Source organism: Pelagibius sp., assembly GCF_028281305.1.
Classification (GTDB): domain Bacteria; phylum Pseudomonadota; class Alphaproteobacteria; order Kiloniellales; family Kiloniellaceae; genus Pelagibius.
Genome location: NZ_JANQKD010000065.1, coordinates 1 through 7,104 on the forward strand (window position 1 = coordinate 1; position 7,104 = coordinate 7,104).

The 7,104-nt window shown below is 66.1% G+C and carries 7 protein-coding genes and 2 pseudogenes; 7 read left to right on the forward strand and 2 right to left on the reverse strand.

Translation table 11 applies throughout. The annotated features are described in order from the left end of the window. Together Q0982_RS13460 and dapF are read right to left on the reverse strand one after the other, a co-directional pair. Window positions 1-185, reverse strand: a pseudogene (locus Q0982_RS13460) (tRNA (N(6)-L-threonylcarbamoyladenosine(37)-C(2))-methylthiotransferase MtaB); the annotation flags it as partial. After that, the gene (gene dapF / locus Q0982_RS13465; RefSeq protein ID WP_299396405.1) at window positions 182-1,003 is read right to left on the reverse strand and encodes a diaminopimelate epimerase; all 822 of its coding nucleotides are present in this window, start codon (window positions 1,001-1,003) and stop codon (window positions 182-184) included. The gene dapF and the pseudogene Q0982_RS13460, both read right to left, overlap by 4 nt. 315 nt (window positions 1,004-1,318) lie before the next feature. Between dapF and Q0982_RS13470 the strand changes: the two genes are divergently transcribed. From Q0982_RS13470 to trmD, 7 genes and pseudogenes are all read left to right on the forward strand, one after another. Next, window positions 1,319-1,645, forward strand: a complete 327-nt coding sequence (locus tag Q0982_RS13470; RefSeq protein ID WP_299396406.1) for a hypothetical protein — start codon at window positions 1,319-1,321, stop codon at window positions 1,643-1,645. Window positions 1,646-1,828: 183 nt separating this feature from the next. After that, a complete protein-coding gene (locus Q0982_RS13475) occupies window positions 1,829-2,650 on the forward strand; it encodes a hypothetical protein (RefSeq protein WP_299396408.1) in 822 nt (273 codons plus the stop codon). Window positions 2,651-2,939: 289 nt separating this feature from the next. After that, the gene (locus Q0982_RS13480) at window positions 2,940-3,146 is read left to right on the forward strand and encodes a cold-shock protein (RefSeq protein ID WP_299396409.1); all 207 of its coding nucleotides are present in this window, start codon (window positions 2,940-2,942) and stop codon (window positions 3,144-3,146) included. Between the two features lie 405 nt (window positions 3,147-3,551). Continuing rightward, window positions 3,552-4,922: a signal recognition particle protein gene (gene ffh / locus Q0982_RS13485; protein ID WP_299396411.1), complete on the forward strand. Its 1,371-nt coding sequence runs from the start codon at window positions 3,552-3,554 to the stop codon at window positions 4,920-4,922. 73 nt (window positions 4,923-4,995) lie between these two features. Beyond that, window positions 4,996-5,358 (forward strand): annotated as a pseudogene (gene rpsP, locus Q0982_RS13490) (30S ribosomal protein S16); the annotation flags it as partial. A 141-nt stretch (window positions 5,359-5,499) separates the two neighbouring features. Next, window positions 5,500-6,060, forward strand: a complete 561-nt coding sequence (rimM, locus tag Q0982_RS13495; protein WP_299396414.1) for a ribosome maturation factor RimM — start codon at window positions 5,500-5,502, stop codon at window positions 6,058-6,060. A gap of 167 nt (window positions 6,061-6,227) precedes the next feature. After that, entirely contained in the window at window positions 6,228-6,968 is a 741-nt protein-coding gene (gene trmD / locus Q0982_RS13500; protein WP_299396416.1) for a tRNA (guanosine(37)-N1)-methyltransferase TrmD, read from the forward strand. Window positions 6,969-7,104: the final 136 nt, after the last annotated feature.

The window sequence follows — 7,104 nt, forward strand, 5'->3', positions numbered from 1 at the left end:
CGGATCGCCTGGCGCGCCTGGCGCTCGGCCTCGCCGGTGACGGCGCAGGTGTTGACGATGACGCTGTTGTCGAGCCCCGCCGCCTCGGCATGCCCGCGCATGACCTCCGACTCATAGGCGTTGAGACGGCAGCCGAAGGTGAGGATGCGCGGTGCGTTGTTTCCGGGCTTCTGATCGCTGCTCACAGCGCCAGCTCCCCGGTGAAGGCCGTGGCCACCGGCCCGGTCATCAGCACGTGGCTGTCCTCTCGCCATTCCAGCTCCAGGGCGCCGCCGTCCAGCACCACCTCGACCTTGCGTCCCGTGATGCCGCGGCGGGCGGCGGCGACGGCCGCGGCACAGGCGCCGCTGCCGCAGGCCTGGGTGAGGCCGACCCCGCGCTCCCAGACTCTCAGCCGCAACTGATTCGGACCGATCACCTCGGCGGCGCCGATGTTGGCGCGCTCGGGAAACAGCGGGTCGTGTTCCAGGGCCGGGCCGAGCCGGTCCAGCGGCAGGCTTTCTACCGTCTCAACGAAAAAGACCGCATGGGGGTTGCCCATGTTGACGCCGACGGGATCGTTGAGGGGCCCGGAAGCGAGACCCAGGTGCAGGGTATCGCGTTCCTCGCTCAAAGGGATGTCGCGCCAGCCGGTCAGCGCTTCGCCCATGTCCACCTGGACGCGGTTGCGGCCGGCCGCGCTGGCCTGCAGCAGGCCCCGCTGGGTTTCGATGGTCAGGCGGTCCTGCCCGGTCTCTTGCATCACCAGGGCGGCGACGCAGCGGGTGCCGTTGCCGCAGGCCCCGACCTCGCCGCCGTCGTGGTTGCGGATGCGCATGAAGACATCGGCACTGCCGTTGGACGGCGGCTCGATGATCAGCAGCTGGTCGCAGCCCACACCCCTGCGCCGGTCGGCGATGGCCCGGGCCAGGTCGTCGGTCAGTAAAAACGGCTCGTCCCGGGCGTCAACGACGACGAAGTCGTTGCCCAGGCCGTGCATCTTGATGAAGGGGCGTGCGGTCATGAAGCGGGTTATAGGACCGCCGGGGCCGGTAAGTCCAGGATGGGCTACTCCTTCAGAGACAGGCGGGAAGGTCCGGCCGGGAAAACGGCGGATTTCCTGCACCGACGACGGCGTTAAGCGCTTTCATGCAAAGCTGCAGAACATACCTGCGTGTTCTCGGGTTCACGCCTGCGCCCGTTCTTTGTATTCCACCGCCCGCAGCCGCCGCGTTGCCCGCCGCAGCCGCCTTTTTGATCTCTCGGCATCGCGGTGGTCTGGGGACCAGTTTTATGGACAACCCCCAACCCAATTACCCAAACCAAATTTTTGTAAGGAATGGATTTCATGCGCATTCAGAAAACCAAGACTCTTCTTGGACTTGCCGCCGCCGCTCTTGTCGCACTGACAATGTCGATGACCTTCCACGGTGCTGCCGAGGCCGACGTGTCGAAGAGCCCGACCATGAAGATGCAGGTGCAGAAAAAGCCGATCGTGCCGCCCCGCCCTACAGGTCCGCAGGCGAGCAACCGGATCCAGAGCAAGCCGGTGGTCATCAAAGACCATGCCTGGGTGCAGTTCTGGGACACAATCACCGGCGAAGACACCGGCTGCCACGACATCGACAACCAGACCTCCTGCAGCGGCACCTGCCCCTGTAACTGACACACTTCACAAATTTTTCTTGATAGCGGGGGCCGAAATGGATCGGTCCCCGCTTTAGCTTATCTGCGCATATCGCCGCCCAAAATTTGCCACAACTGCGCCCTCTTTCCGGGCGCTTTGCCTTTCAAGCTCTTCCAGAACGCGCAGGCAGCCTGCCGCGCGCAGCGTCTTCAGGGGGAGATCATGCAAAACCTACCTTGCCTCAAGGCCGGCCTCGCGCTTGGCCTCGTTGTTTTGCTGGCCGCTTGCGGCCATCACGTTCAGACAACGTCCGGATCGAAGTATCTGGCCGCCTACAAAACGACGGGCGGCGATGCCGGGCAGTCAGCGGCGACCGACGCGGCGATCGTCGCGGCGGCCAAGGTGGAGCCGCAACTGCGCTTTCCTGCCCGCATCGGGCTCGCCAGGATTGGCGGAGACGGTCTTGCCCCCGTGCCGGCGGCAGAGGCTGAAGCCTGGAAAGCCCTGGCCGGACGTCTGGGGCCGGGCTACGGCGACTTCGTTCCGGTCTCGCCGCTGATCGCTGCCTTGGCGACCCCTGTCTCTGCAACCGCGCCGGTTCATCGCGATCCCTTCAGCCAGTACCGCAAGTCCCTGGCCCAGGTGGTTCGGGAAATCCGTCTCGGTGCGGCGCGCCAGCATCTCGACGCGGTGCTGATCTACGAGACTTTCGGTACATCCGAGGAAACCAGCAATCCCCTGGCCGTCACCAAGCTGGCGCTGATCGGGTTCTTCCTGCCGACCGAAGATGTCGCGGCCCAGGGCTCGGCCCAGGCGGTGCTCGTCGACGTCCGCAACGGCTATAGCTATGGCATGGCCTCTGCGGTGGCGGAGCAGCCGGTGCGGCGGATCACGACCTCCGGCAACAGCTATGCGGTGCGGCAATCGGCCCAGGAAGAGGCGAGGGCCAACGCAACCCTGGCGCTGACCGGCGAAGTCGAGGCGATGCTGCGCGATCTGCGCCTGGCCCTGGCCGAGGGTCGTGCGGCGGGCAGTCTTCGCTGACTTGAAGTCATCAAGATGTCAGCTTATCCGATTGGATTAGCGACAAAATCAGGTGTGAATCATCTTGCTTTCCGACGCGCCAGCGCATAGGTGTAGTGGTGGTGACGGACGTAAGGTCAGAAGCCGCAGGATCGGTTGTATAGCCATGGATCGGATCGATTGGGGTCGGATCTCTGGAAAAAAGAGCGTCCGTGCCTGAGTTTCCATGACCTATGTTGTGCCTTAACGCGGCCCGGACAGTGTTTTGCCGGGGCGTACGACGTTTGCAGTGCGAAGGAAGACCCAGACCATGATCACGGGAACCGTGAAATTTTTCAATACCACCAAAGGCTTCGGCTTTATCGCTCCTGAAGACGGCTCCAAGGATGTGTTCGTTCACATCTCCGCCGTTGAGCGTTCGGGCATGGGCCCGCTGGTCGAAGGCCAGAAGGTGACTTTTGAGGTTCAGCCCGATGCCCGCGGCCCCAAGGCCGTGAACATCGCGGCAGCCGACTGATCTCAAAAGGCTGAAGCTTCAGAGTACCGGAAAGCTTTTCGATCCGGCCGCCCAGGAAGGGCGGCCGTTTTCGTTTTGAAGTCGGGAAAAGCCGGTGTTGAACCTGCTTCTCGCCGGGCTTGACCTGGGGGTCCCGGCCCCCTAAGTTCCGCGCCATTCAGGCCAAGGTGAATTGACCGGCTTTCGCCCACCCGATGGTGGGCAGCCCCGCCAGTCCGCGAGTTTTCGCGCACTGGCGCGAAATCCGTTGGGTTGTCGTGGTTTGACGGACGAAGATCTCTGGGCCCCGGAGGGGCCTGAGATTGAGGACTAGCGACCAAGTGGGAGCGCAGCCCGCGTGGCGCATGAACGCAATACAGGGATCACGGGTAGTGATCCCTGGTAAATCAGGACCGACAGACACTTATGTTCGATAGCCTTCAGGAACGGCTTTCAGGCGTCTTCGACAAGCTGACGCGCCGCGGCGCGCTCAGCGAAGCCGACGTGAACGCCGCCCTGCGCGAGGTGCGGGTCGCCCTGCTGGAGGCCGACGTCGCCCTGCCGGTGGTGAAGGACTTCATCGACGGGGTGCGCGAAAAGGCCATCGGGCAGGAGGTGCTGCGCTCCGTCACGCCGGGCCAGATGGTGGTCAAGGTGGTCCACGATCACCTGGTCGAAACCCTGGGCGCCACCGGGGTCGGCATCGACCTGCGTGCCACCGCGCCGGTCGGCATCATGCTGGTCGGCCTGCAGGGCTCCGGTAAAACAACGAGCTGCGCCAAGATCGCGCGCCGCCTGCAGGACCGGGAAAAGAAAAAGGTCCTGATGGCCTCCCTCGACGTGCGCCGCCCGGCCGCGCAGGAGCAGTTGAAGGTGCTGGGCGAGCAGGCCGGGGTGGCGACCCTGCGCATCGTGCCCGGCGAGCCGCCGGTGGCGATCGCCAAGCGGGCCATGCAGTCCGGGGCGCTGGAAGGCTATGACGTGGTCATGCTGGATACCGCCGGGCGTCTGGCCATCGACGAGGAACTGATGACCGAGGTGGCGGCGGTGCGCGATGCCGCCAAGCCCCACGAGAGCCTGCTGGTTGCCGACGCGATGACCGGCCAGGACGCGGTGACGGTGGCCACCGCCTTCAAGGAGCGGGTCGATCTGACCGGCATCGTGCTGACCAGGGTCGACGGCGATGCCCGCGGCGGTGCGGCGCTTTCCATGCGCGCGGTCACCGGCTGCCCGATCAAGCTGATCGGTGTCGGCGAAAAGCTGGACGATCTGGAGGATTTCCATCCTGACCGCGTGGCGTCACGCATTCTCGGCATGGGCGACGTGGTCTCGCTGGTCGAAAAAGCGGCGGAGACCATCGAGCAGGATGAGGCGGAAAAGCTCGCCAAGAAACTGCAGAAAGGCACCTTCGACCTCGACGACTTTGCCAAGCAGCTTCAGCAGATGCAGAAGATGGGCGGCCTTTCCAGCCTGATGGGCATGCTGCCGGGGATGTCCGGCAGCCAGATGCAGCAGCTTAAAAAGGCCAAGCTGGACGACGGCATGGTGAAGCGCCAGTTGGCGGTGCTGTCTTCCATGACCCCGGGCGAGCGCCAGAAGCCGGAGCTGATCAAGGCTTCGCGTAAGCAGCGCATCGCCAAGGGCTCCGGCACCACGGTGCAGGAAGTGAACAAGCTGCTGAAGCAGCACAAGGATGCGACCCGGGTGATGAAGCGGGTCCAGAAGATGGGCAAGAAAGGCATGCTGCGCGGCGGCCTGCCGGGAATGATGCCGGGCGGCGGCAACCCCTTCGGCTAGACCGGACGCCCAAAGAGAATTCCGAACAAACCAAACAACAAAACAGACCGACAGCAGAAAGAGAGCAGTTCAGATGTCCCTGAAGATCCGTTTGTCCCGCGGCGGCGCCAAGAAGCGGCCGTTCTACCGCATCGTCGTCGCCGATTCCCGCAGCCCCCGCGACGGGCGCTTCATCGAGCGCATCGGCTCCTACAACCCCATGGTCGCCAAGGACCACCCGGAGCGGGTGGTGCTGAACACCGAGCGCGCGAAGCACTGGCTGTCGGTGGGCGCCACGCCCAGCGACCGGGTGAGCCGTTTCCTGGCCGCCGCCGACCTGGCGCCGGCCCGCCGCATCCCGAACCAGACCAAGAAGAACCAGCCGGGCCAGAAGGCGCAGGAGCGCCTGCAGGAAGCCGAGGAGGCGAAGAAGGCGGCGGCGGAAGCCGCGGCTGCCGAGGCGGCCGCCCCCGCAGAAGAAGCGCCTGCAGAGGAAGCGCCGGCTGAGGAGGCCCCTGCTGAAGAGGCCCCCGCCGAGGAGGCCGCCGAAGAGGCGAAAGCCGAGTAACCCGCGCGGCGGACCCGCGGGAGGCCGGTCATGGCAGCGACGCCGAAGCAGCCGGCGCGGGTCTGCCTCGGCGTCATCGCCGGCCCCCACGGCGTGCGCGGTCTGGTGAAGGTGAAAAGCTTCACCGAAGTGCCGGAGGACGTGGCGGCCTACGGACCGGTGACCGATGAGAGCGGCGGACAGCGCTGGACGCTGGAGCCCGTCGGCCAGGCCAAGGGCGCCGTTCTCGTGCGGCTGGTCGGGGTCAAGGATCGGAACCAGGCCGAGGCCCTGCGCGGCACGCGACTCTACGTCGCCCGCAGCGCCCTGCCCGAGGTGGCGGAGGACGAGGTCTTCTACCATGCCGACCTGATCGGCCTTGCGGCCGAGGCCCCCGATGGCCGGCCGCTGGGCCAGGTGAAGGCGGTGGATAATTACGGCGCCGGCGACCTCCTGGAGATCGTCGACGCGGAGGGAAGAAGCCTGCTGCTGCCCTTCACCCGGGCGGTGGTGCCGGAGGTCGATCTGGCGGCGGGCCGGCTGGTGGTGGTGGCGCCCGAGGAGGTGACGGTACCGCCAGATGGAGGTGCGGAAGAGGGCCGGGAAAGCTGACCGGCGCGCGCTCCGGACCGGACCGCTGGCCGCGCGGAAAAGCGGCGCTTTGGGCTGGACAAACCGGCCTTCCGGCGCCATAAAGCGCCGCCTCGCGCTCGGTTCCGGGCCCGGTTTGGACCAGGACCCAGGCCGGGGTTGCGGAGAGCGTCGGGAGAGGAGGTCCCATGGCGGCATGGCGATCGCTGGTCCTGACGATCTTCCCGGAGATGTTTCCGGGGCCGTTGGGGCAGAGTCTGGCGGGAAAGGCCCTGGATAAGGGCCTCTGGGCGCTTGATGTTCTGGACATCCGGAACTTCGCGCGCGATAAACACCGCAGCGTCGACGACACCCCTTTCGGGGGCGGCGCGGGCATGGTGATGCGGCCGGATGTGGTGGATGTGGCGCTCTCCTCCGCCCGCGAGAGTTGGAGCGGCGCTGCAGCAGGATCAGAGGGCGAAGCTCCGGTCCTGTACCTCTCGCCCCGGGGGCGTCTCTTGACGCAGGACCTGGTGCGGGATTTGGCGGCGGGGCCGGGTGTCACCCTGCTCTGTGGCCGCTACGAAGGGGTGGACGAGCGGGTCCTGGAGGCCCACGGCATCCTGGAGGTCTCGGTCGGCGACTACATCCTGTCCGGCGGCGAGACGGCGGCCCTGGTGCTGATGGACGCGGTTGTACGCTTGCTGCCAGGCGTCATGGGGAACGCAGACAGCCCGGGCGAGGAATCGTTCGGGGCGGAAGGTTTTGAGGGGCTGCTGGAGTATCCCCTCTACACGCGGCCCGCCGACTGGCAGGGCCGCCCGGTGCCGGAGGTTCTGACCTCGGGGCACCACGAGAACATCCGCCGCTGGCGTCAGGCCCGCGCGGAGGAGATTACCAGGCAGCGCCGCCCGGACCTCTGGGCGCGCTACACGAAGGACAAAGGCTAGCGCCTCAGGTGGGTTTGAGGCGCGGCACGTTGGTTTGAGGAATGAGAGCCATGAACGTCATCGAACAGATCGATCAGGAACAGCTCGGCAAGCTGACCGCCGACCGCGAACCCCCGGCCTTCGCCCCGGGCGACAC